Here is a 22,065-nt window from a genome sequence, read left to right as displayed (position 1 = left end):
GGAGCGGATAGCACTGAAAGTACTTATCTTCATTTTGATTGCTATCTTCGTCATCTACGCTTATTTAACTGTCGATTTTAAGTTAGGTAGAAAAAATTTTCTCTCTAAGATTAAAAGCAATGTGTTTCCGTTCCGTGATAGCGATATAAAAATTTTCACTCATGGGACGGACTTATTTAATGATATGTTCGAAGAGATAAAAAATGCCCAAAAGCATATCCATATTCTCTTTTATATTTGTAAAGATGATCAGTTTAGCCAAGATTTCTTTGCAATTTTAAAGAACAAATCTGAGGAAGGCGTTGAAGTTCGCCTCTTGGTCGATTGGGCTGGGAGTATGAAGATTAAGAAGAAACAAATCAAAGAGTTAAAAAGTGCAGGAATTCATTTTTTCTTTTCCAATATACCCCGTGCTCCGTTTTTCTTTTTTACCTCACAAGCTCGAAATCATCGAAAAATCACCGTAATTGACGGGAAGATCGGGTATTTAGGCGGGTACAATGTGGGGAAAGAATATATCGACAAGGACACGAAGCTTAACCCTTGGCGAGATTATCATCTTAAACTTACAGGAGAAGGTGTTCAGGACCTACAAGTGCAGTTCCTCCTCGACTGGCAGGAAGCATCTAAAACGAATCTACTGCAGAATGAGATTTATTTTCCACCACTGAGCAAAGGGTCAGTGCGCCATAAAGTGATTTCAACAGAAGGGTTCTTGCTTGAAAAAACTTTTTCCACTTTAATTAGAGGCGCGAAAAAATCGATTACGATTGGTTCGCCTTATTTTATTCCGAGTAAAACAATCTTCAAGGATTTGCTGAATGCTTTAGATAGAGGTGTTACGCTGACTATTATTGTTCCTTATACGGCTGATCATCTATTGGTCAAGGAGGCCTCCTATCGTTATTTGCGACCAATTTTAGCAAAGGGCGGAAACGTCTATCAATTTAAAAATGGGTTTTATCACGCGAAAGTGTTGCTAATTGATGATGAAGTATGTGATTTAGGGACAGCCAACTTTGATAATCGCAGTTTTTTCTTGAATCATGAAATTAATTGTTATATTTATGACCCAGTTAAAATCGAAGAGACAAAGCGAATTCTCGAGAAGGATTTGAAGGATTCGACCAAGCTTTCTTCGGGTGATTTAGAGTCAATGGGGATTATGTCAGGTGTGAAGGAGTGGCTGGCGAGGAGGATTGCTTATTTTCTATAATCTTTAGGGAGCAAGGAGCGGGCTCCGCCTTTTTTAAGAACACTATTTGAAGGTCAATTCGGACTAGTGTCTTCATGAACCCTTTATGCGGACTCTATCTGCTTTTCAACTCGCATTAGTGTCTTCATGAACCCTTCATGCGGACTCTATCTGCTTCTCAGCTCGAATTAGTGTCTTCATGAACCTTTCATGCGAACTCTATCTGCTTCCCAGGTCGAATTAGTGTCTTCATGAACCTTTCATGCGAACTCTATCTGCTTCCCAATTCGAATTAGTGTCTTTATGAACCTTTCATGCGGACTCTATCTGCTTCTCAGCTTGAATTAGTGTCTTTATGGGCCTTTCATGCGGACTCTATCTACGGGTCCACTTGAATTAGTGTCTTTATAAACCTTTCATGCGGACTCTATCTACTTCTCAACTCGCATTAGTGTCTTCATGAACTCCGCGATGCCACTAAACCCCAAAAACAAAAAATCGAGTATAGAACCGTCGCGGTTCGATACTCGATTTTATATATCACTTAAGGTCGTTTTCGTAAAGAGTTGTTAAAATCCTAATGCCTTTGGCCAGTGGCCGATTTTAACGTAGAAATAGCCTGTTCGTACATCGTGACTAGTTCGCATGTTTTTTTCTCATTAATTTACGACCAGCTATCATTGAAAACAAAGATATTTTCATTGATTTTTTGCTCCAATAGCAACAAAGTTTGAGAAAAGAGCCTTACTTAAGTATACTCTGTATCCACGGGGAGACTTGTTCAAATACTTTAAAACCCAGGTAAACTCCGACAACTCCTGCTACACCTGGTAGTGCAGGGGGAGCTGGAATCGGAAGCCTGAGTAGCGAAAAAATAAAACCGACTAGAAATCCTGAGGCGAGCGCTAGCAATGCAAGTTTCATGATGTCCTCCTTAAAATCATTAAAACGACTTTAAGTTATTTTGTCCGTATTAATAGAAATCATGACTGTATTTGCTTTGTATGCATTTTTTCATCGATATAGGCAGCGATTTGTTTCGTTGCTTTTTCTATCGAGTCACTATTCACTTCAAGCTCAGTATGAATGGTTTCACTGATTTTGTTATCATACCTTGGATCATAGTAATAAACGATGAGCAGTCGGATCATTTCCTTATAATCTCTTTGCTCTAGACAAAACTGAAGTTCAGTTTGAATCTCCTGAGGCTTCACTCTTTTCATTATTCTGCCCAAAGCAAATTCCACTCGTTCGTGAAACGCATCTGTTGCTTCTACATATTGCTCGTAAATTCTTTCCACTCTTTTTTCCAGACTAGAATTCACTCGAATATGAATGCCGTTCTCTTTTTTCTCATAAAGCTCTGGAGGCTGAACCGCATGACCGATTCGCTTGCTTTCCCCTTCCATAAAGAAATAGCTGCTTCCCGCGATCTTCTGTAAGTCCTCATACAGTAAGGCATCAAACATTTTTTGATTATGCGGTGCTTGACCGCTTAGGGCACCAAAAACTGACCCTTTATGATTCGCATATCCTTCTAAATCAAGGACAGGGTAACCCATTTTCGCTAGTTCATGAAGAATATCCGTCTTTCCTGTTCCAGTTAACCCATAAATGACGACAGCCTGTTCTGGAAGAAGCTCAGCAATATGCTGGACAACATATTCACGATATGACCGATAACCGCCATCTAACCGTTGAATATGCAGGCCCGACATCATCGCAAAGTGAGCAATTGACTGACTGCGCATGCCTCCGCGCCAGCAATAAAGAAGAGGCTTCTTATTGGTTTCCTCCACTTTACGAATCTCCGCTAAAAGGTTAGGTAGCTTCGGAGAAACAATTTCCATTGCCCGCCACTTCGCTACCTTTTGGCCTTCCCTCTTGTACAACGTACCAATTTCTGCTCGTTCTTCATCCGTAAAAAGAGGGATATTCACTGCATTCGGAATGCGATTTTCCCGGAATTCACCTGGGGATCGGACATCAACAGGGGTGTATATTTCTTGATGATTGAGATACTCTTCGACAGATCGATCATAGTTCATTTCTTTCTTGCCTCCAACTAGCTTTACATGAAAAAGGGTCCACAAAGAGACCCTTTCTTCTTGTTACATTTTCTCTGGTGCTGATACTCCAATTAATGATAAAGCATTCTTCAGTGTTACCTGTACAGATTTGATTAAAGCAAGACGAGCCTTTGTCCGTTCAATATTTTCAGGATCTAATACCTTCTCAGCGTTGTAGAAGCTGTGGAAGGAAGATGCTAATTCAAAAATATAGTTCGTAATGCGGTGTGGCATACGTTTCTGGGCTGCTTCAGCAACTGCAAGTGGGAATTCACCAAGCTTTTTCAAAACCTCGAATTCTTTTTCAGCCGAGATTTGCGCTAAATCGATGTTAGCATCAAATTCAATATTCTGCTCTACTCCTTGACGAAGAATGCTTGAAATACGCGCATGTGCGTATTGAGCATAGTACACTGGATTTTCATTAGATTGAGAAACCGCTAAATCCAAGTCAAAGTCCATATGTGTATCGGCACTTCTCATCGCGAAGAAGTAACGTACTCCGTCTAATCCTACTTCTTCCACAAGATCACGCATCGTTACAGCTTTTCCTGTACGCTTACTCATTTTCATTTTCTCGCCATTTTTATATAAATGGACAAGCTGAATGATTTCTACTTCAAGAGCCTCCTTGTCGTAACCAAGCGCTTGAATCGCTGCTTTCATACGAGGGATATAACCATGGTGGTCAGCGCCCCAAATATTGATTAGCTTTTCAAAGCCACGCTCAAGCTTGTCCTTATGGTAAGCAATATCTGGCGTTAGGTACGTATAAGAACCATCCTGTTTGATTAGAACTCTGTCCTTATCGTCTCCTAATTCAGTGGATCTGAACCAAGTTGCCCCATCTTCTTCATAAATATGGCCGTTATCTCTCAAAGCTTGTAAAGCTGTATCAATTTTTCCATTGTTATAAAGTGAAGTCTCTGAATACCAAACATCAAAGGATACACGGAAATCCTCTAAGTCCTTCTTCAGCTTGGCCATTTCGTATTTCAATCCGTACTCACGGAATAGGTCAAAGCGTTCTTTTTCATCGATATGAACATATTTGTCGCCAAACTCTTCAGCTAGCTTCTTCCCGATACCGATAATGTCTTCGCCGTGGTAACCATCTTCAGGCATTGGCTTATCGATGCCAAGGGCTTGGAAATAACGAGCTTCTACTGATAAAGCAAGATTGTTAATTTGGTTACCAGCATCGTTAATATAATACTCACGAGATACATCGTAGCCTGCTTTAGCAAGGATGTTGCAAAGGGTATCCCCAACCGCTGCTCCACGAGCATGTCCTAAATGAAGATCTCCTGTAGGGTTTGCTGAAACAAACTCAACCTGAACTTTTTGTTTGTTACCAACCGTTGTTTCTCCGTACTTATCTCCGGCTGTTAAAATAGTTGGGATTAAGTTTGTTAAATAGCTATTGTCCATATAAAAATTGATAAAACCAGGTCCAGCAATTTCAATTTTTTCAATAGAAGCTTTTGTTTTATCAAAACTCTGAATTAACTCTTCAGCGATCATACGCGGTGCCTTTTTCGCAACTCTTGCCAACTGCATCGCCATATTCGTAGAGTAATCCCCGTTTGTTTTATCCTTTGGCATTTCTAAAATGACACTTGGAATCTCAGCTTCAGCCGCTAATCCAGCTTTGATCACAGCCGCTTTGATTTCGTCCTTTAATTTGTTTTGTACTTCTTGAACGATGTTCATTTGTTCTCCTCCTCATAACTTATTTCAAGATGATATGTACCTGCAAGGGCTCCTTGCATATGCAATTCGTATAATATATCAATGGCTCCATTATGCGCCCCAAAACTATGCGCAAGCCTTTTCGTTCGTGTGCTAATCCCCATTGTACCAAATGGCGTTTCATACCGCCCAAGGTGCTTTTTGTTCATTTCAAATACCATTCTCATGGTAATGGCACCACTTCTTAAAATCAAGGTTTCATCCTTCGAAACCTTTACGATCGATTTGACGTTTCCTTCCTCCATAACTTCCTCATATTGAAGGTAAGTCGAGCCACTTTTCTCATAGTATCGTCCAAAAGTGGTCAATTCAAAAGTTTCTTTCTGGTCACCATCCCAAATCGTTGTTGTCACTTTAATTTTTATGGGCTTATGTTCAACAGCAGTTCCTGACAACAGACACACTACCTTCTTCCATTATGCTCTTTTTTCAAACTATAGAAATACTATATCATTATTCCTTTTGATGTGGTACCTTCCGCACATCTTGTGGAATGTACACTTTTTGCTCTTCTTTTGGTATCTGGTACCCACGTTGCGGAGTATGATTAAAGATACGCGCCAAATTTCATGAAGACAGGTTTCTCGGATTTCTTCCAATAGTTGTCTTCATGTGGACACTATCCTTTAGATTCTCTAAAAAGTTGTCCTCATGGCCCAAAAATTTTTAAAATTATATGAACCTTTGTTGACGAAAAAATACAACCGGCAACAAAAGCGCCGATTGTATCATTGTACCACTTATTTTACAAAGCCTAAAATCATTTCGCGGATAAGCTTGCTTGCTGTGTTTGCTGTTTGTTCAGATGGATCATAAATTGGGGCAACCTCTACTAAATCGGCTCCAACCACTTTCACGTTTGAACGAGCAATTTCATGAATGGATGCAAGAAGCTCTCTTGAAGTGATTCCACCTGCATCGACTGTTCCTGTTCCAGGAGCGTGAGCTGGGTCTAATACATCAATGTCAATCGTTACATAAACTGGACGACCTGCAAGCTTCGGAAGAACTTCCATTAACGGCTGGTGCACATCGAATTTGTAAATATGCATACCCACTTCTTTAGCCCACTCAAATTCTTCTTTCATTCCTGAACGAATTCCGAAAGAATACACATTGCTAGGACCAATAAGCTCAGCTGCTTTGCGGATTGGCGTTGAGTGAGAAAGAGGCTCTCCTTCATAATCAGTACGCAAGTCTGTATGAGCATCCATATGGATAATTGCTAAATCAGGATATTTTTTATACATTGCTTTAATGACTGGCCAAGAAACGAGATGTTCTCCACCCATTCCTAGAGGAAACTTCCCTTCTGTCAATAATTGATCAATGTATTCTTCGATTAAATCAAGACTCTTTTGCGGATTTCCGAAAGGTAGTGGAATATCTCCAGCGTCAAAGTATTTTACATCTTCTAACTCGCGGTCTAGATAAGCACTGTATTCCTCAAGTCCAATCGATACCTCGCGAATACGAGTAGGGCCAAAACGAGATCCAGGACGATAGCTAACAGTCCAGTCCATCGGCATTCCGTAAAGAACAGCTTGGCTTTCTTCAAAACTTGGGTGACTCTTAATAAACACATTTCCAGAATAAGCTTCATCAAAACGCATCAAAATTTCCTCCATACATGCAAAAATTCTTCTTTATAAAATAGATAAGTATAAATTTCGACTTTGAGAATTGTCTAGCTCCAGGCGCCAACGGCTCGAGTGAAAAAGATAGTACGCTTTTTCCTTGGTCATAAACCAATCCGTCGAGAAGGTTAAAGAACAACCTTCACGCCGTTAGGCGGACGCCTTGCGCTTTTCTCATTCTACTAAATCTTTTACGAACTTGGGAAGGACAAAGGCAGCCTTATGTAATTCCTTCGTATAGTACTTTGTTTCAATCTCGTGAAAGCGATCATCGCTTACCTCAAGGGGATCATATTTTTTCGAACCGATGGTAAAAGCCCACATCCCACTTGGGTAGGTCGGAATGTTCGCGATATACAATCGGGTAATCGGAAAAATCTCCTTTACATCCTTTTGGACGCTGCGAATAAGGTCTGCTTTAAACCACGGATTGTCTGATTGAGCGACAAATATTCCGTCTTCCTTTAGGGCTTTTGAGATCCCTGCGTAGAAGCCTTTTGTAAAAAGATTGACTGCTGGTCCGACTGGCTCAGTCGAGTCGACCATGATCACATCAAATTCGTTTTCACTTTTTGCAATATGCATAAAGCCATCATCGACCTTCACTTCCACACGTGGGTCATCGAGCTTTCCAGCAATCTCCGGCAAAAACTTCTTCGAGTATTCAATGACCTTGCCATCGATATCCACAAGCGTCGCTTTTTTCACACTTGGGTGCTTCAGTACTTCACGGATGACGCCACCATCTCCCCCGCCAACTACCAAGACCTGCTCGGGATTTGGATGGGTGAACAACGGAATATGCGCAACCATTTCATGATAGACAAATTCGTCCCGAATGGATGTCATAACCATATCATCAAGGAGCAGCATATTGCCCCACTCTTCTGTCTCAATCATATCAAGCTTTTGAAATTCCGTTTGTTCGGTATGTAAGGTTTGCTTCACTTTCATCGTGATGCCAAAGTTCTCAGTTTGTTTCTCCGTAAACCAAATACTCATTTTCTTCAGCCCTTTCCTAAAAGGATTATTCCGGGCTAGTATTCCCTAACATTTTTGCAAACATGACAAAATTATAGTTGAATCTAGCCAATTTTAAAAGAAAGAAATTTAATTTCCCTCCACACGTTTAAAACTCTACCAATTTTTTCATACTGAGTAATAAAAGACTTTTGGAGAAATGGGGGTGGCACGATGGAACTGATGACGGACCAGCGGTTTCGAAGAACAATTAAATATTTACGAGCGTTGCTCATTGTAGGGTCAATCGGAGTAGCGCTCGTTTTGATTTTATATGCAGGTATCCTGATCTACGCAAAAATTCTTGGCCCACCACCGCTTTCTGTACCTCAATCCTCCCTTTATTATTCAGATGATGGGACATTAATTGGAGAAAGCCATAATGGACAAAAGCGTTATTGGGTTGCCCTTGATGAAATTGCACCTGAGCTTGTGGAAGCAACATTAGCAATTGAGGATCGAAGCTTTTATAATCACCATGGCTTTGATTTAAAAAGAATTGCCGGTGCCGCACTTGCCGATCTGAAAGCTCTGGATAAGGTACAAGGAGCAAGCACCATCAGTCAGCAATATGCCCGAAATCTATTCCTTGAGCACGAAAAAACATGGAAAAGAAAGATACTCGAGGCTTTCTATACTTTGCGGATTGAAATGAACTATTCAAAAGACGAGATTTTAGAAGGCTATTTAAATACGATCTATTACGGTGAAGGAGCATACGGAGCAGAGGCCGCCAGCCAATTTTATTTTGGAAAACATGCTTCCGATCTTTCTTTGGCGGAAGCTGCTATGCTTGCGGGAATTCCAAAAGGACCAACGTATTACTCACCACTTACTTCATTGGAAAAAGCGACGAATCGTCAGCAGTTAATTTTAAAAACGATGAAAAAAGAAAAGTGGATTACGGAAGAGGAAGCAAAAACTGCCTCCAACCAGAAGCTATCGATTACAGGTGAGCATACCCATTCTGTTGAAAAAATTGCCCCATATTTTCAGGATGCAGTCAAAAGTGCCTTAAAAAATGTTCTACATTTGGACGAGCGCACGATTGAGCTTGGCGGTTTACGTGTCTATACTACTTTAGATACGAAGCAGCAGGAGGCTGCCGAAAAAAATATTGAGCAATTGGTCGACAAGGATTCTGCTATTCAGGTGGGCTTTGTTGCGATGAATCCCAAAAATGGCTATGTGAAAGCAATGGTCGGCGGAAGAAATTATCAGGAGAGCCCATTTAATCGGGCGACACAAGCGGTTCGCCAACCTGGTTCAACCATGAAACCGTTCTTATATTATGCAGCCATTGAACAAGGCTTTACGCCATCGACTACAATGCGGAGCGAGCTGACAACGTTCCGACTTGATAACAATCAGCCCGAATACACGCCACATAATTACAATAATCTGTATGCGAATGATGAAATTACGATGGCGCAGGCCATTGCCTTATCCGATAACGTTTTTGCTGTTAAAACACATTTATTCCTCGGTGAAGAGACGCTTGTGGAGACAGCGAAAAAATTAGGTATTTCAACCGATTTACAAAAGGTCCCTTCTCTTGCGTTAGGAACATCTGGTGTTCGTGTACTCGAAATGGCCAACGCCTACAGTCATTTTGCCAACGGAGGCAAGAAGGTCACACCTGTGTTGATTACTCGAGTTGAGGATCATCGCGGAGACGTCATTTACGAATACAGGTCTGAGAGTGAACAAGTATTACGACCAGAAGCCGCATTTGTGACGACTCATATGATGACAGGAATGTTTGATCGAAAATTAAACGGCTATACAAGTGTTACTGGAAATACGGTGATCAATGATATTACCCGCATTTACGCAGGTAAATCAGGGTCCACCAATACAGATAACTGGATGATCGGCTTTACACCTCAGCTTGTTACAGCCGTTTGGACAGGATATGACCAAGGGCATCCGATAGAGTCCGTTGCCGAAAAATCCTATGCGAAAAAAATCTGGGTTCATTTTATGGAGGATGCGTTAGAGGGCGAACCAATCAAATCATTTAAAGCGCCGAAAGAAACGGTCGGTGTCTATATTAATCCAGAAAGCGGCAAGCTCGCCACGGAAGATTGCCCGATTCAAAGGCTCACCTATTATGTTGCAGGGACTGAACCAACTGAATATTGTACCGAGCATATTACCGATGAAGAAGCACCGCTTAAAGAGGAACCAACGAAGAAGAAAAAAGAAAAGGTTCCATGGTATAAGAAATTGCTTAATTGGAGTTAATCGTAAATAATGAAAGTGAAAAGCCTCAAGGGATTCAACCCTTGAGGCTTTTCATGTCCTAGTACTACAGCGTGTTTCGCTGTCCGTAGTTTACATTTTTTTACTAAGTTTGTCTACGTAAGAATTTACGAAAAGTCCCTTTTAAACAGCTAGATCATCCTTCAATTGTTGCGAGGATCTTTCCCACATTCCTGGGTCATGCTTTTTCAGAAATTCTGTTAAAATGCCCTTTGATTTATCATCCATATGTTCTACGATAATATGTCTCTTCAACGACTTATCCATACGATTTACGTGCTCAGGAAGGGATTTATAACCTCGACGAATTGAACGATCCACCGTCATCTCACACGCTGTCACACCAGCATAGTAAGGTCCCTCTTCTTTTCTATCAATTGTCACCCAAACTAGCCAATACGGCTTTCCATTTGGGACTTCCTCTTTCGTTTTTAAAAATTTGATGCCTTTTTCAACTACACTTCTTGCATGCATCGCGCCAATGTCAACGACCGCTTCCCCTTCTTCTACATCAATGATAACGGGGGAAACGTTGTCTAAACTTAATGCTCCAATTCCGTAGCCTTTATGGCCATCCGTTGGATCGCTTTTAATAATATTGAAACCAATGCTTTTTTTCTTCTCAGTCATTGGATTTTCACTCCTTTTTTGCTAAGTTAACAAATTGTAGAAATAACTATTCAGCCCTTCCATAAAAAATGGAATCACTATATTTAAAATTGGGTGGATCGTAAATTGATCCAATGGCGTTATGACGAGTATGAGAAATATTAATGAACCATACTGTTCAAATTGTGTCATCTTTGGACGTATATTCCCCGGAACTAAGTCTTCAATGATGCGGTATCCGTCTAACGGTGGGAAAGGCAATAAATTGAACACAAATAAGAGCATGTTCAAGTAAATGAAAGTATCAAAGAAATTAGGCACATACTCTGGCATTCCTTCAGCTAGTCCTGTTCCGACTAATCCGTACCAAATGATAAAGCCTAAACATGCCATGAGCAGATTGCTAATAGGACCAGCAACAGAGACTAGAACTCCTGCTAAACGTGGGTTCTTAAAGAAAAAGCGATTAACAGGGACTGGTCTTGCCCATCCAAATCCAGCAATAAAGAGTAGAATCGTTCCGAGTGGATCCAAATGCTGAATCGGATTTAGCGTTAATCTACCTTGCTTTTTTGCCGTTGAGTCACCAAATCTGTAAGCCACATAAGCATGGGCAAATTCATGCACAGTAAATGCAATGATCAAAGTTATGATTACGTAAGGAAGCTGTTCCAACGGGAACGCTAAAAATCTTTCAAGATTCTCCAACCGCAAAACTCCTCTTCTATATTTTTATATGTATTTTTTCTCTACAAGGCATTCGTATCTGTCTAAAGTATACATGATTCTCTCCTCAAAGTGAAAAAGGAGGCTAGCTTGTACTTGCATCTCTTTTAAAAATATGGAACGATCACTTATATGACACATAAGGAGGTTTCATTCATGCCATACGTTACTGTGAAAATGCTAGAAGGTCGTACAGAAGAGCAAAAGAAGGAGCTCGTAGAAAAAGTCACTGAAGCAGTTAAAGAAACAACAGGTGCGAAGGAAGAAGCGATCGTAGTCTTTATCGAAGAAATGTCCAAAAATCATTATGCGGTAGGCGGAAAACGTCTAAGTGACCAATAAGATTAAAAAATGGCGTGTAAACCAATTCGGTCAACACGCCATTTTTACTATTAACGTTCACCAATTGGTCTTCGTTCCAAGGATGTATCTCTTTTAAAAAATCGCCCTAAAAAGTAATCTAAACCGATTCGACCAGCGTTGTATCCGGACACCAGGATGATCACTCCCATCAAAATATCGGTTGGATTGTGAGAGATGGTTCCTGATAATAAGAAGCTAAAATTCATGAGAATACCGAAGAATGCAGCAATTGTTGTTAAGCATCCCAAAATTAACCCTAATCCAACCAGAAATTCGCCCCAAGGGATCATCATATTAAACAGGCCCGAATTTGGTAGCGCAAATCTTTCGAGGAATGATACCCACCAACCGTACACCACACCATTCGTTCCTGATACTGGATTGGCAACTGCCCCTTTTAGAAAGCCACTGGCATCGAAGCCACCGGTTAATTTCCCCCAACCAGCGATGAGCCAACTGTATCCCCAATACAATCTCAGAATTAATAATAACCAAGAAGCAATTGTACTCTCTCTTAAAAATCGAACAATCATATAAGTCCGTCTCCTTTTTTAGGTTTTTTATGTCTCTTATATTAGTTTCTTTGAAAAACCTAAAACTATACAAAAATGGACGTATGCCTGTGCACACGTCCATCTTGCTACATTAATTCTGCTTAACTTTTGTTTGTAGCTCTTCAATATACTGGTACGCTTGAATGATTTCATCCATCGTATAATTTTGTTTCTTTTTCAACGTAAATACCTTTTCAATAACCTCGTCCTTCTCTAAGTTATCAAAATACAAAACCGTCGAAACAAGTTCAAGAAATCTAGCATTCTGTCCGTTCATATCAGTTAGACAATCTTCTAAATAAGGCATCTCGACTTCATTTAAACTCAAGAATTCTTTTCCATTGTCCGTTAATGTGTAGCGATACTGATAATAGCCACCCTTTTTTTCCTTGACCTCATCAAGAAAGCCCATATTGCAAAGCTCTTCCACACGTAAAGTGAGCTCCTCTGAGTACGGTCCGTAAAAATGGAATTGAAATCTCTCTTGGAACGGGAAAGTAACTTTTTTAGCAATATAAATCATTTTCTGCAGCTTTTTACGACCAATAATTTCCCCTGAAGCAGCAATGGCCTGCATCAACTTAGCATGATCCTTTAACACGAAAAGCTCAACTCCTCATATCTAACAGCATTCGAATCTGTTTCTTTATATTTTTCTTTGTCTTATCGTCCTTTAACATGTCCTCTGGAAAATAAAGCTTGTGATCCGTTCTTCTTTTCCCCGAAATAGCATCAACAATTTCTGATTCTCTAGATAACTCACGAATTTCCCCGCTCTTCATCAACAAATGAATCGGTAGTCTTTCTTCCTCTTCCCCTGGGCGGTAAAAATCATATGGCAAGTCAGATGAAGAATCGACCACTAAATAATAGTCAGGATTAATGCCCGCTTTTTCAAAAAGAGTAGATAGCTCAGCTAGCTTCTTATACTCTTTCGCTGGGTCAAACTCCACATATTTAAAAAGATTACGATTAACAAATCGAAGACATAAATCACTTAAAATCTCATCCGCTTCATCCTGCCACACTTGAAAATAATAAAAGAGAATCGACTCATCGAGCTTTAAGTAGTCTTCTAAAGTAAGAGTATTTTCAAAAAACGCCGTAAAATGGGTTGGCTCTTGTTTAAATTGGTAACCCTTTTGGTACAATTCCTTCACTCTATGGAGAATCTTCGTCAAAATCACTTCTGCACTGCGTGTGACCGGGTGAAAATACACTTGCCAATACATTTGATAACGGCTCATGATGTAATCTTCAACCGCATGCATTCCCGTCTGCTTGATCACAACTTGATCCTCATGTGGACGCATGACACGCAAGATTCTTTCCATATCAAATTGACCATAGCTTACTCCGGTAAAATAGGCATCTCTTTGCAGGTAATCCATCCTGTCCGCATCAATTTGACTGGAGATTAAGCTAATGACGATTTTGTTCGCTGAAGTCTTCCCGATCACTTCTGCGACTCTTTTTGGAAAATCAGGTTCCACCTTTGTTAAAACGTCATTCACTTCCGTATTTCCCAAAATGATTTCTTGTGTAAAATGCTCATGATCGAGGTCAAATACTTTTTCAAAGGAGTGGGAAAAAGGGCCGTGTCCTAGGTCATGAAGTAAGCCTGCACAAAGAGATAGAAGCCTGTCCTCTTTGTTCCACTTCGGTCGATCATCAAAAACGTCATCAACAATTCTACGGATGATCTCATATACACCTAATGAATGGTTAAAACGGCTATGCTCTGCCCCATGAAAGGTCAAAAATGTCGTTCCGAGCTGTTTAATTCTTCTAAGTCTTTGAAATTCTTTCGTGCCGATTAAATCCCAAATAACTTGATCACGTACATGTACATAGCGATGAACAGGATCTTTAAAAACTTTTTCTTCTGTTAGTTTTTGTTCAGAGTAATGCATCTTTTACCCCTTTCCTGGCAGAACAGCGCAAGTGCCTTGGTCAGCAGCTTTTTTGAAAAAACTGGACCATTCGCTAACTCTAAAATTTTGTAATCGACTATGTAAATCTCAACTTGTTATTCATTATATCCTTGTTCGATTTACAATTCATTACAAATTTAGAAAAAAACTTTTGAGTTTCGACAAAAATAATCGGACATAGGTCTCTATCCCTAGTTCGATTTTCTAGATTTTTGCGAAGAAAAAATCACCTTCTATTTTTCGCAGGAAATGAAGGTGATTTTTCTAGCCTAGACTTAAGCTTTATTTAATTTAGCGTTCACTTTGTCCATTAATTCTTCTTCTGTTAAAGCCGCTAATGGGCGATTATTTACGAATGCAAATGTTTTTTTACGTCCTGGGCCACAATAAGATTGACAGCCAATTTCAATCTTTGCATCTGGGTCGATATCCTTTAATTTTGGAATCAACGTCTTTAAATTTACAGCCTGACAATCATCGCAAACCCGAAATTCGTTTGCCATCTCAATTACAACCCTTTCTATCTATCACCTGTCCGTCTCAGGCGAACACTGTCCACGAACGGTACCAGGTACCTAATTAGTCTATTGGACATTTTACCGCGTATGGTGAGGTAATGCAAGTTGGGGGAAAATCCACCAATTCGATATTTTAAGTGAATCTATGTTGTCTTGCCGCATGTCTAGTAGACTTATGAGATTCTGCCCATTCACCTGTTTAAATATGGCATTTTCAGTACATTTTTGAAAGACTTAATTGACAAAAATTTCAAAAAATCTACTATCCTTTTAAACAATTTGGTATAAACCTTTGTAAATCTGGTCATCCTGTGAGTAAGCAGGTGAAATCAAACATGTTTATTATTGTTTAAGGGGTTGAAGAATATGAAAGTACGTCAAGATGCATGGACAGATGAAAATGATTTATTGCTAGCTGAAACGGTACTACGTCATGTACGGGAAGGAAGTACGCAGCTAAATGCTTTTGAAGAAGTGGGAGATAAGTTGAATCGAACTTCTGCTGCATGTGGCTTTCGCTGGAACGCAGTCGTACGCCACCGTTATGAAAAGGCGTTACAACTTGCTAAGAAACAACGTAAGCAACGACAAAGAATGCTAGGAAAAGAGCAAGGTGGAAAGAAAAAGCTATTATACTCACCGCCTGTCCCATCCATTGATGAGATTAGCTATATATCTCAGCCAATCGAAAATGATATGGGCCTCGTCCATGAAATGGAAGTAGAATTGGAAGCACCACCAATGCCAGTAATGTCCGCTAAAAGCGTAGTCACTGGTGGGGCCATGAATCTCGATATGGTGATCTCGTATTTACAGAATCTAGGTAGTTCTAATTTTCAGGTTGATATTTTTAAAAGCGAGAATGAAAGATTAAAGCGTGAAAATGCAGAGATCCGTAGAAGTAATCAAGAACTCGAAAAGAAAATTGAGCAGTTAGAACAAAATGCAGTCACAATTCAAGAAGATTACGAGACATTAATGAAGATTATGAATCGAGCAAGAAAGCTTGTGCTGTTTGAAGAGGAAGAGCGTCCGGCCTCCACTTTTAAAATGGACCGTAATGGTAACCTAGAAAAAGTAGCAGAATAGATTTTCTAGTAAAATGGAGAAGATTGGCAACAACGTCTCATAAAAAAAGCCGTAAACAAGAAAGAATTGTTTACGGCTTTTTATCATTTTATATCGGAAAAGACTTTTTCATTACGCTCGATTACGCGCTGGTTGTAGCCTTCAAAAAGAGCAAACTCTTCTTCTGTCAGTGTCCCCGAATAGAGTTGTTCACTTTTGCTGTGAAGTACTTGTAAAAAGCGCAGCATTACATCCTGCACAGTAAGCTCCTTTTGAAGAAGTTCGGACAGCGACGCCATCACATCTGGTTCAATTTCAGGGTAAGCAAATTTCGTTTCTACATTCTTTTTTCCAAGTGTATAAAAGTGTTTAATTAACTCGGCCCGTTCGCTACCGCTTCCATTGACACATAAATAGATTTGGACCGCTACTCCATGGCGCAATCTGCGCTGGGAGATGCCCGCAAACTTTTTCCCATTGATACTTAAATCATAGCTTCCCGGACAATAGGAACCCACAATTTCCATTGCTTCTATTTTTCCGTCAGCATCCGCAAACATCTCTTCAATTAAAGCGAGCATCGCATCATAGCCGCGGTTGATATCAATTCCTTTATCTGTATCCGGAAAAATGAGCGAAATATTGAGCACACCTTCATCAAGGACAACAGCAAGTCCACCCGAATTTCGTACTATATATTGATAGCCTTGTTCTTTTAAATAGTTCAAACCGTCCTGTAAATGTGTTAGCCTCGTATCTTGAATCCCAAGTACAATCGTTTTCTGATGAACCCATGAGCGGGCCGTAGCAGGAGACAGCCCTGCCCCAACAGATGCACATAAACTATCATCCGTTCCAAATGATTGCAGTGCACTCACATGCAAGCCAACAACTGACTGATCGATGACTCTCCATACTTTTTGAACTAATAGATTTTGGCCGACGTTCATAATGTGGTACTCCTTTATTCTTCTGATCTTGCTCTATTTTAGCATGAAAAGATGTTAGTCCATAGTAGAATGGTATCCCGCTTTGGTATAGCTCATAATAAGTTCCCAGCATACGCAAAATAAGCGGAAATTTTTCTGTTATATGGTGAATTGGCTAGTTTTAGAGGTAGATAAGCGGAGATTTTCCGATTAAGCAAAGAAATATCCCCCATTATCGTATTTTTCAAGTCAATAGGCGGAATTCCTCCGTCTATTTTTGCTTTTTTAATAAAATTTACTGATTAAGGGAAAATTTTCTACTTATATATCTGCGAGGGTACTTAACTTATTCCCCAACAGCGATAATTACCTAAAAAAGAAAAAGACGTATGCCAATTCATACGTCAATTCTTATGTCTTATTATGAAAGCACCTAAAAATGGAGATTTTATTAGTTAATCGCTTGAGCAGCTGTGATTAGAGAAAGTTTGTAAACATCCTCTTCGTTACAGCCTCTTGATAAATCGTTCACTGGACGGTTTAAGCCTTGAAGGATTGGTCCAACTGCTTCAAAGTTACCAAGACGTTGAGCAATCTTGTAGCCGATATTACCAGCTTCTAGACTTGGGAATACAAATACGTTCGCGTCCCCTTTAATTGATGAATCTGGAGCTTTCTTTTCAGCTACAGATGGTACGAAAGCAGCGTCAAATTGGAATTCTCCATCTAGCACAAGCTCTGGGCTCATTTCTTGTGCAATTTTCACAGCATCTGCTACTTTTTCCGTTTCTGGAGATTTTGCAGAACCTTTTGTAGAGAAACTTAACATTGCCACGCGAGGGTTAATGTCGAACATATCTGCTGTTCTTGCACTTTCAATCGCGATTTCAGCTAAATCTTGGCTGTCTGGAGCAATATTGATCGCACAGTCAGCGAAGACATACTTCTCATCGCCACGAACCATGATGAACACGCCAGATGTCTTTTTCACACCTTGCTTTGTTTTAATAATTTGTAGGGCTGGACGTACTGTATCTGCAGTAGAATGTGCCGCTCCACTTACAAGTCCATCCGCTTTGTTCGTATGTACAAGCATAGTACCGAAATAGTTTTCATCTAAAAGAATTTTGCGTGCGTCTTCTTCTGTAGCTTTGCCTTTTCTTCTTTCTACAAATGAAGCAACAAGCTCATCAAACTGAGCATAGCTTTTCGGATCATAAATTTCCATTCCTACAACAGATACATTCAAGTCTTTCGCTTTTGCTTCGATTTCTTGAACGTTTCCAACTAAAATTGGTGTAAGTACCTTTTCTTCTGCTAATCTTGCTGCAGCTTTAATAATTCTTTCGTCTAATCCTTCTGGAAAAACAATTTTAACGTTTTGGCTGCTAACTTTTTCTTTTAAACCTAGGAATAAATCACTCATGTGAACATCCTCCTTTTATCCTTGTCTTCAATTAGCATACCCCTCCTAGATAAAAATTCAAGAATTCTTACGAATGAGATCGCTTTCTTGGTAAAAGTTCTTATTTTCCTAAAATTCTCTAATTTTGGCGTTTCGCCACAAAGGAAATTCATGGAAAGTTCAAGGTTTATTCATATGTTTACTGTACAAACTATGTTATAGTAATCTTGGTAAAATTCAGTACATAAGTAGGAGTGATAGGTAATGAGTGAAGCAGCAAAAACACTCGATGGCTGGTATTGTCTGCATGATTTCCGTGCCGTTGATTGGACTACTTGGAAAATGATTTCTAGTGAAGAAAGACAGGCGGCTATAGATGAATTTCTAGGGCTTGTTGATAAATGGAACACAGCACAAGCAGATAAAAAAGGTAGCCATGCATTATATACAATTGTTGGTCAAAAAGCGGATTTCATGATGATGCTTTTGCGTCCAACAATGGAAGAGCTAAATGAGATTGAAACAGAATTCAACAAATCAAAATTAGCTGAGTATACAATCCCAATGCATTCTTATGTGTCAGTTGTTGAGTTAAGCAATTATTTACCTTCTGACGAAGACCCTTATCAAAATCCAGCTGTGTTGGAACGCCTGTATCCAACTCTACCAAAATCAAAATATGTTTGCTTCTATCCAATGGACAAGCGTCGCCAAGGTGAAGATAACTGGTACATGCTTCCAATGGAAGATAGACGTAGCCTAATGCGCAGCCACGGTATGATTGGACGCGGCTATGCGGGGAAAGTTAAGCAAATCATTACTGGTTCTGTTGGTTTTGATGACTATGAATGGGGCGTAACATTATTCTCAGATGATGTCCTTCAATTCAAGAAACTTGTATATGAAATGCGTTTTGATGAAGTAAGTGCTCGCTACGGCGAATTCGGTTCATTCTTTGTAGGAAATATCCTTGAAGAAAACCGTGTACAATCCTTCTTAAACGTGTAATTAAATTCTGAAATGCTCTCAGTTTATACTGAGGGCATTTTTTTCCATCTCCCCTCCTTTTTAGTCATAAACGAATTCAAAAAATCATAACAATGCAATAGTGAATATTAATGATAATGCGATTTTGTCCACGTGATTTTTCAATTTTTTCTAATTTAGGAGGGGAATCAATTTGACGTATAATCCATATTACTACCCTAGAGGAGCATACGGGTATCAGGGAAATGGGTATGCACAGCCTGCGGTTCAAGGACAGGCGACAACTCCACCTGTGGCAACAGGAACATTTCCGACAGCTGGTGCTACACAAGGAGGAGTCGCACAGCAGGTACCAGGGCAGCTCCCATTAGAGCAGTCCTATATTGAAAATATCTTAAGGTTAAACAGAGGAAAACTTGCCACTGTTTATGCGATGTTTGATACGGTTTCGGCTGAAGGTCCGTCGACCCAAGTTTTCAGAGGCATTATTGAAGCAGCAGGGCGCGATCACTTGATCTTAAGTGACCCTGAGTCTGGCAGACGTTACCTGATCCCGATGGTTTACTTTGGCTACGCTACTTTTGATGAAGAGCTGGAATATGAATATCCGTACGCAGCTGCTCCAGCGACTACTTATCCACCAAGATAACGAAAAACGGGAACCTCGACTAATGAAGGTTCCCGTTTCTTATTACATAAGTTTTGCAGCAGCAATGATGATTAATATCCAGGCTGCTAAAAATGACAAGCCACCTAATGGCGTAATCGCTCCTAAAACAGAGATTTGCGTGACAGCTAACACATAAAGGCTTCCCGCAAATAAAATAATCCCGATAAATAAAAGCCAACCAGACCAAGATAATAGGGCACTTGCAGGGTATTTTCCAAGTAAAATCCCTACAATAAATAATCCTGTTGCATGAAACATTTGATATTTCACAGCTTTTTCCCAAATATCAAGATACTTCGGCTCGAGCTTCCCTTCCAATCCATGTGCTCCAAAGGCCCCTAAAGCAACGGATAGAAAAGCATTAATTGCCCCTAAAATAATGAAAGTCTTCATTTTGTTTCCCCCTTATGTTCTTGAAAAATTCCTATGTAAGGAAACTCTTAAAAATCAAACAACGAGTCCCCATTCGATTCTTCATCAATTTTCATTTTTGGCACTTGCCCATAAGGATTCATCCGTTGCGTTTGAATCGGAGCAGGTGTGGAAAAAGACTGCAGTGTATTAGAGGAACTAGATTGTTCTTCAAGGACTAATTCGCACAATGTTTTCACTGCATATATCTTTTCTCTCATTCGAGCTTCAGAATCACTTGATTTCGCTTGTCTAAGCTCTTCTTCAATTTTCCCAAGCAGTTTCTGCACGGAAATGTTCAATCCGACCACCTCAAAGTAATTTGTTCTATCCCTATACTATACCAAAATTCATTTCTTTTCATATTTTAAACACGGCTGTCCAGAAGCTTTCATGACCTCATGTGCAGGTAGACGTCGTGTTTTAAACTGAAACGCTTTGCAGCCCTTCGGAAAATTCGGGTCCCACGTCACATAAAAATGGCGGCATGTAAAACAATTAATTCGCTCTTCTTTCATCCTTCAATCTCCCAATCAATCTCTTCCTGCTTCCATTCACGCAAATACTGATTAATTTTGGAAAAAGGCTTGCTCCCAAAGAAGCCACGATAAACAGAAAGTGGACTCGGATGAACCGATTCGATAATAAAGTGTTTGTTCTGATCGATCAGTTTTTTCTTTTTTTGCGCTGGGAGTCCCCAAAGAACAAAAATAACTGGGGTTTCTCTCTCATTCAGGCGCGCAATCACATGGTCCGTAAAGGCTTCCCACCCTTTTCCTTTGTGCGAATGAGCCGCTCCCTGACGTACAGAGAGAACTGTATTTAACAGCAATACACCTTGCCTAGCCCATTTAGTTAAATCTCCGTGGGCAGGTACTGCACACCCGACGTCCGTTTCGAGCTCCTTGTAAATATTTTTCAAAGACGGAGGAAGTGGCACACCCTTCTTGACTGAAAAGCTTAAACCATGAGCCTGATTTGGCCCATGGTATGGATCTTGTCCAAGAATGACAACTTTCACATCATGGTAAGGAGTATAAGCCAACGCATTGAACACATCATCCTTTTCCGGATAGATGACTTCATGCTTATATTCCTCTTCTAAAAAGCGAAGAAGCTCTTGAAAATACGGCTTCTCAAACTCAGAATCAATTTGTTCATACCAATCATTTTGTACATTAATCTTCATACTGAACACTCACTTCATAACCCAATTGGGAATAGAATTCCTTTAAGGTTTTTTCTGCATTGGTTTCAGCCATTTGCAATATCCCCTGAGCGATCGCTTCTTCCTTCACGAGCGTTTTTGCTTCAGCAGCAAGCTCGTAAGCTTCCTCCCAATCTACTTCCGCTCGAAAAATTCCTTCAACAGAGTAGGTTTGCACCTGTTCAAATTCTAACGATGGTTCCTGAATGATTTTAGCATGTGGCAAAGTAATCTCGAGCGTTTTTTCCTCTTCGTTTATGCTAACATGTTCCCCATCGATACCGTCCAAATCAACTCCTGCTGTGACGGTACCAGGTACCACAAGTAAAATTTTTCTTTTTGTCCCAGGAATATTGGTCGTAATTTCCTTGCCGAAAATTTGGTTATCCTCTTTTTCAATCACTGCTTTGACAAAGGCTTGAGAGGAAGCAAGGGAAGAAAGTTCCTTCATTTTCTCTATGAAACTTCCTTTTTCCACCTTCGGCTCAGCACCGGCAAAAAGTTTATAGGAACCAATCCCTATAAAAGTTCCAACAATCATGAACAGTAAAATCAGTAGAATGATTTTCAATTGCCACTTCTTCATACCCAATTTGAGGCTTGGCGTTTTTCTATATGTTTCAACCGCAACCGTACTAGCCGTTTGCTGATTGCCTTCTTTTAATTCATTCCTAATCGCTTCCAGCTGCGCTAGGATTTCATCATCTCTTTTTGTCAAAACTGTAACCTCCCCTATAGCACTTGTC

The 22,065-nt window shown here is 40.0% G+C and carries 25 protein-coding genes; 6 read left to right on the top strand and 19 right to left on the bottom strand.

Going from position 1 to position 22,065, the window contains the following annotated elements; all coding sequences use genetic code 11:
• Positions 1-34: 34 nt before the first annotated feature.
• Positions 35-1,216, top strand: a complete 1,182-nt coding sequence (gene cls, locus FA727_RS12560) for a cardiolipin synthase (protein ID WP_246041858.1) — start codon at positions 35-37, stop codon at positions 1,214-1,216.
• A gap of 723 nt (positions 1,217-1,939) precedes the next feature.
• Here the strand turns inward: cls and FA727_RS12555 are convergent.
• From FA727_RS12555 to speE, 6 genes are all read right to left on the bottom strand, one after another.
• Positions 1,940-2,119, bottom strand: coding sequence for a DUF1427 family protein (locus FA727_RS12555; RefSeq protein ID WP_136831297.1), 180 nt, complete (start codon positions 2,117-2,119; stop codon positions 1,940-1,942).
• A gap of 59 nt (positions 2,120-2,178) precedes the next feature.
• A complete protein-coding gene (gene mnmH, locus FA727_RS12550) occupies positions 2,179-3,243 on the bottom strand; it encodes a tRNA 2-selenouridine(34) synthase MnmH (protein WP_136831296.1) in 1,065 nt (354 codons plus the stop codon).
• Between the two features lie 63 nt (positions 3,244-3,306).
• Positions 3,307-4,977, bottom strand: a complete 1,671-nt coding sequence (argS, locus tag FA727_RS12545) for an arginine--tRNA ligase (RefSeq protein WP_136831295.1) — start codon at positions 4,975-4,977, stop codon at positions 3,307-3,309.
• Positions 4,974-5,420 (bottom strand): YwiB family protein, encoded by a 447-nt coding sequence (locus FA727_RS12540; RefSeq protein WP_306461672.1) that lies wholly within the window; start codon positions 5,418-5,420, stop codon positions 4,974-4,976. The genes argS and FA727_RS12540 overlap by 4 nt, the downstream gene beginning before the upstream one ends.
• Before the next feature lie 336 nt (positions 5,421-5,756).
• Positions 5,757-6,629 carry an agmatinase gene (speB, locus tag FA727_RS12535; RefSeq protein WP_136831293.1) on the bottom strand — a complete coding sequence of 291 codons (873 nt, stop codon included), beginning with the start codon at positions 6,627-6,629 and terminating at the stop codon, positions 5,757-5,759.
• 198 nt (positions 6,630-6,827) lie between these two features.
• Positions 6,828-7,655, bottom strand: a complete 828-nt coding sequence (gene speE, locus FA727_RS12530) for a spermidine synthase (protein ID WP_136831292.1) — start codon at positions 7,653-7,655, stop codon at positions 6,828-6,830.
• A gap of 192 nt (positions 7,656-7,847) precedes the next feature.
• Here speE and FA727_RS12525 point away from each other — a divergent pair, with 192 nt between their 5' ends.
• Positions 7,848-9,920: a transglycosylase domain-containing protein gene (locus tag FA727_RS12525; protein ID WP_136831291.1), complete on the top strand. Its 2,073-nt coding sequence runs from the start codon at positions 7,848-7,850 to the stop codon at positions 9,918-9,920.
• A gap of 141 nt (positions 9,921-10,061) precedes the next feature.
• Here FA727_RS12525 and FA727_RS12520 read toward each other — a convergent pair whose 3' ends face one another.
• Positions 10,062-10,568, bottom strand: a complete 507-nt coding sequence (locus tag FA727_RS12520; protein ID WP_136831290.1) for a YwhD family protein — start codon at positions 10,566-10,568, stop codon at positions 10,062-10,064.
• A gap of 21 nt (positions 10,569-10,589) precedes the next feature.
• Complete coding sequence (locus FA727_RS12515; protein ID WP_136831289.1) at positions 10,590-11,255, bottom strand: site-2 protease family protein; 666 nt, start codon at positions 11,253-11,255, stop codon at positions 10,590-10,592.
• A 150-nt stretch (positions 11,256-11,405) separates the two neighbouring features.
• On the opposite strand from FA727_RS12515, the gene thmT reads away from it, so the two are divergent.
• Positions 11,406-11,615 carry a 2-hydroxymuconate tautomerase gene (thmT, locus tag FA727_RS12510; protein WP_136831288.1) on the top strand — a complete coding sequence of 70 codons (210 nt, stop codon included), beginning with the start codon at positions 11,406-11,408 and terminating at the stop codon, positions 11,613-11,615.
• Between the two features lie 50 nt (positions 11,616-11,665).
• Here thmT and FA727_RS12505 read toward each other — a convergent pair whose 3' ends face one another.
• The 4 genes from FA727_RS12505 to FA727_RS12490 all read right to left on the bottom strand — a co-directional run bounded on the left by FA727_RS12505 (position 11,666) and on the right by FA727_RS12490 (position 14,627).
• Positions 11,666-12,169, bottom strand: coding sequence for a DoxX family protein (locus FA727_RS12505; protein WP_136831287.1), 504 nt, complete (start codon positions 12,167-12,169; stop codon positions 11,666-11,668).
• 112 nt (positions 12,170-12,281) lie between these two features.
• Entirely contained in the window at positions 12,282-12,791 is a 510-nt protein-coding gene (locus FA727_RS12500) for a YwgA family protein (RefSeq protein WP_136831286.1), read from the bottom strand.
• Positions 12,792-12,798: 7 nt separating this feature from the next.
• The gene (locus FA727_RS12495; RefSeq protein ID WP_136831285.1) at positions 12,799-14,103 is read right to left on the bottom strand and encodes an HD domain-containing protein; all 1,305 of its coding nucleotides are present in this window, start codon (positions 14,101-14,103) and stop codon (positions 12,799-12,801) included.
• Positions 14,104-14,399: 296 nt separating this feature from the next.
• Positions 14,400-14,627, bottom strand: a complete 228-nt coding sequence (locus FA727_RS12490; RefSeq protein ID WP_126408220.1) for a YuzB family protein — start codon at positions 14,625-14,627, stop codon at positions 14,400-14,402.
• A 381-nt stretch (positions 14,628-15,008) separates the two neighbouring features.
• Here FA727_RS12490 and FA727_RS12485 point away from each other — a divergent pair, with 381 nt between their 5' ends.
• Positions 15,009-15,731, top strand: a complete 723-nt coding sequence (locus FA727_RS12485) for an RsfA family transcriptional regulator (protein WP_136831284.1) — start codon at positions 15,009-15,011, stop codon at positions 15,729-15,731.
• An 83-nt stretch (positions 15,732-15,814) separates the two neighbouring features.
• Here the strand turns inward: FA727_RS12485 and lipL are convergent, their stop codons facing one another.
• Both lipL and pta read right to left on the bottom strand, forming a co-directional pair.
• The gene (gene lipL, locus FA727_RS12480; RefSeq protein ID WP_136831283.1) at positions 15,815-16,660 is read right to left on the bottom strand and encodes an octanoyl-[GcvH]:protein N-octanoyltransferase; all 846 of its coding nucleotides are present in this window, start codon (positions 16,658-16,660) and stop codon (positions 15,815-15,817) included.
• Between the two features lie 430 nt (positions 16,661-17,090).
• Positions 17,091-18,065, bottom strand: coding sequence for a phosphate acetyltransferase (pta, locus tag FA727_RS12475; protein WP_136831282.1), 975 nt, complete (start codon positions 18,063-18,065; stop codon positions 17,091-17,093).
• Positions 18,066-18,308: 243 nt separating this feature from the next.
• On the opposite strand from pta, the gene hemQ reads away from it, so the two are divergent.
• Together hemQ and gerQ are read left to right on the top strand one after the other, a co-directional pair.
• On the top strand, positions 18,309-19,052 hold the full coding sequence (gene hemQ, locus FA727_RS12470; protein WP_136831281.1) for a hydrogen peroxide-dependent heme synthase: 744 nt from the start codon (positions 18,309-18,311) through the stop codon (positions 19,050-19,052).
• Between the two features lie 172 nt (positions 19,053-19,224).
• Positions 19,225-19,680, top strand: a complete 456-nt coding sequence (gene gerQ, locus FA727_RS12465; RefSeq protein WP_136831280.1) for a spore coat protein GerQ — start codon at positions 19,225-19,227, stop codon at positions 19,678-19,680.
• A gap of 42 nt (positions 19,681-19,722) precedes the next feature.
• Here gerQ and FA727_RS12460 read toward each other — a convergent pair whose 3' ends face one another.
• From FA727_RS12460 to FA727_RS12440, 5 genes are read right to left on the bottom strand one after another with little or no spacing between them, the layout of a single operon-like run.
• Positions 19,723-20,094, bottom strand: a complete 372-nt coding sequence (locus FA727_RS12460; protein ID WP_136831279.1) for a DUF423 domain-containing protein — start codon at positions 20,092-20,094, stop codon at positions 19,723-19,725.
• A gap of 47 nt (positions 20,095-20,141) precedes the next feature.
• On the bottom strand, positions 20,142-20,414 hold the full coding sequence (locus FA727_RS12455; protein ID WP_136831278.1) for a YwdI family protein: 273 nt from the start codon (positions 20,412-20,414) through the stop codon (positions 20,142-20,144).
• Between the two features lie 48 nt (positions 20,415-20,462).
• The gene (locus FA727_RS12450) at positions 20,463-20,630 is read right to left on the bottom strand and encodes a uracil-DNA glycosylase (RefSeq protein WP_136831277.1); all 168 of its coding nucleotides are present in this window, start codon (positions 20,628-20,630) and stop codon (positions 20,463-20,465) included.
• Positions 20,627-21,301: a uracil-DNA glycosylase gene (locus FA727_RS12445; protein ID WP_136831276.1), complete on the bottom strand. Its 675-nt coding sequence runs from the start codon at positions 21,299-21,301 to the stop codon at positions 20,627-20,629. Before FA727_RS12445 ends, FA727_RS12450 begins: the two co-directional genes overlap by 4 nt.
• A complete protein-coding gene (locus FA727_RS12440) occupies positions 21,291-22,037 on the bottom strand; it encodes a DUF4230 domain-containing protein (RefSeq protein ID WP_246041853.1) in 747 nt (248 codons plus the stop codon). Before FA727_RS12440 ends, FA727_RS12445 begins: the two co-directional genes overlap by 11 nt.
• Between the last annotated feature and the right edge of the window lie 28 nt (positions 22,038-22,065).

The sequence above is a fragment of the Robertmurraya kyonggiensis genome (assembly GCF_005116465.1).
Classification (GTDB): domain Bacteria; phylum Bacillota; class Bacilli; order Bacillales; family Cytobacillaceae; genus Robertmurraya; species Robertmurraya kyonggiensis.
Note: the sequence above shows the minus strand (reverse complement) of the source record. Positions and strands in the feature narration are given on the sequence as shown.

Bases quoted from the DNA above. Each gene is read 5' to 3' on its own strand.
- thmT (WP_136831288.1), top strand. From the start codon at position 11,406: ATGACACATAAGGAGGTTTCATTCATGCCATACGTTACTGTGAAAATG.
- FA727_RS12460 (WP_136831279.1), bottom strand. From the start codon at position 20,094: ATGAAGACTTTCATTATTTTAGGGGCAATTAATGCTTTTCTATCCGTT.
- FA727_RS12520 (WP_136831290.1), bottom strand. From the start codon at position 10,568: ATGACTGAGAAGAAAAAAAGCATTGGTTTCAATATTATTAAAAGCGAT.
- argS (WP_136831295.1), bottom strand. From the start codon at position 4,977: ATGAACATCGTTCAAGAAGTACAAAACAAATTAAAGGACGAAATCAAA.
- hemQ (WP_136831281.1), top strand. From the start codon at position 18,309: ATGAGTGAAGCAGCAAAAACACTCGATGGCTGGTATTGTCTGCATGAT.
- FA727_RS12445 (WP_136831276.1), bottom strand. From the start codon at position 21,301: ATGAAGATTAATGTACAAAATGATTGGTATGAACAAATTGATTCTGAG.
- FA727_RS12505 (WP_136831287.1), bottom strand. From the start codon at position 12,169: ATGATTGTTCGATTTTTAAGAGAGAGTACAATTGCTTCTTGGTTATTA.
- FA727_RS12490 (WP_126408220.1), bottom strand. From the start codon at position 14,627: ATGGCAAACGAATTTCGGGTTTGCGATGATTGTCAGGCTGTAAATTTA.
- FA727_RS12450 (WP_136831277.1), bottom strand. From the start codon at position 20,630: ATGAAAGAAGAGCGAATTAATTGTTTTACATGCCGCCATTTTTATGTG.
- speB (WP_136831293.1), bottom strand. From the start codon at position 6,629: ATGCGTTTTGATGAAGCTTATTCTGGAAATGTGTTTATTAAGAGTCAC.
- pta (WP_136831282.1), bottom strand. From the start codon at position 18,065: ATGAGTGATTTATTCCTAGGTTTAAAAGAAAAAGTTAGCAGCCAAAAC.
- FA727_RS12525 (WP_136831291.1), top strand. From the start codon at position 7,848: ATGGAACTGATGACGGACCAGCGGTTTCGAAGAACAATTAAATATTTA.
- FA727_RS12555 (WP_136831297.1), bottom strand. From the start codon at position 2,119: ATGAAACTTGCATTGCTAGCGCTCGCCTCAGGATTTCTAGTCGGTTTT.
- FA727_RS12485 (WP_136831284.1), top strand. From the start codon at position 15,009: ATGAAAGTACGTCAAGATGCATGGACAGATGAAAATGATTTATTGCTA.
- FA727_RS12495 (WP_136831285.1), bottom strand. From the start codon at position 14,103: ATGCATTACTCTGAACAAAAACTAACAGAAGAAAAAGTTTTTAAAGAT.
- mnmH (WP_136831296.1), bottom strand. From the start codon at position 3,243: ATGAACTATGATCGATCTGTCGAAGAGTATCTCAATCATCAAGAAATA.
- lipL (WP_136831283.1), bottom strand. From the start codon at position 16,660: ATGAACGTCGGCCAAAATCTATTAGTTCAAAAAGTATGGAGAGTCATC.
- speE (WP_136831292.1), bottom strand. From the start codon at position 7,655: ATGAGTATTTGGTTTACGGAGAAACAAACTGAGAACTTTGGCATCACG.